The sequence below is a fragment of the Mycobacterium sp. TH-M82 genome (assembly GCF_057473605.1).
This window is the reverse complement of record NZ_JBYCKY010000781.1, coordinates 1-1,016: the sequence shown is the minus strand read 5'-3', so window position 1 is coordinate 1,016 and position 1,016 is coordinate 1. Positions and strand designations below refer to the sequence as shown.

Annotated in this window: 2 protein-coding genes; one reads left to right on the top strand and one right to left on the bottom strand. The window is 64.1% G+C overall.

Annotation, left to right across the window (positions count from 1 at the left end):
- Window positions 1–525: phosphoribosyltransferase family protein (locus AC2VON_RS23135; RefSeq protein ID WP_486954940.1), on the bottom strand; the 525-nt coding region annotated here is incomplete at its 3' end.
- A gap of 168 nt (window positions 526–693) precedes the next feature.
- On the opposite strand from AC2VON_RS23135, the gene AC2VON_RS23130 reads away from it, so the two are divergent.
- Entirely contained in the window at window positions 694–891 is a 198-nt protein-coding gene (locus tag AC2VON_RS23130; RefSeq protein WP_486954939.1) for a type II toxin-antitoxin system HicA family toxin, read from the top strand.
- Window positions 892–1,016: the final 125 nt, after the last annotated feature.

Here is a 1,016-nt window from a genome sequence, read left to right as displayed (position 1 = left end):
GGGCACGCCGCGGTCGACGAAGAGCTTCGCCGCCGCGTCGCCACGGTCGACCATCGGGATCACGCCGGTGACGACGCCGCCCTGATCGGTCACCCGCCGATACGCCGTCAAGACAGACCCGCCCGTGCTGACGACGTCGTCGACGAGCAATACCCGGAACGTTGCATCGCCGAAGCGGGCGCCCTCAATCCATTGATTGCGGCCACGCTCCTTGCGTTCTTTGCGCACGCAGAACCAGCGTTTGCCCGCCACCACAGCGATGGCTATCGCCAGGGCATCCGCGCCCATCGTCAGTCCGCCGACGGCGTCGAACTCGATTCCGTTCGCCTCGGCGAGGTCGGCCACTGCCCTGGCCACCAAGGCCAGGTCCTCGCCATGGCTCACCGCATACTTGCCATCGATGTAGTCGTGGCTCTGCCGGCCGCTCGCCAGCGTGAACGGCTCATCCTGCCGTTGGTAACCACGCTGCTTCACGAGGTCGCGTGCGACTTGCCAGGAGTCCGGGCGCGCGATCACATCAGACATTTGACTCTCTTCCGGTGGCCGATGCAACGGCAACGCGTACGAGCGACGTCGGCCGGCGATATTGCGCAGCAACCGTTGATGCGCTCTTCGGTTGACCGTATCGACATTAGTTTATCCCCCCTAGACAGGAATGTCAGCCCCGGCTAAATTATTGTCGTGGTGAAGTCGATGAAGTACCGTGACGTGGCCAAAGCGCTACGCCGACATGGGTGCGTTGCCCGGCCGGGGAAAGGATCGCACATGATCTGGACCAGCCCGGCGGGCAACAAGGTTGCGGTCCCGGCCGGACACCGGGATGTCTCGCCCGGCGTTGTCCGCGACCTTATCGACAAGCTCGTCGATCTACCGAAAGGGTGGCTGCAGTGACCGATTACAGGACCCGCGCAACAAGGTGGGCAAAAGGCTGGGAACTGCACGTCCACGGCGTCGGGGTCACCCAAAGCCGTACCCTTGCAACCGCCGCCGACGAAGCACGCGACTACATCGTCTCG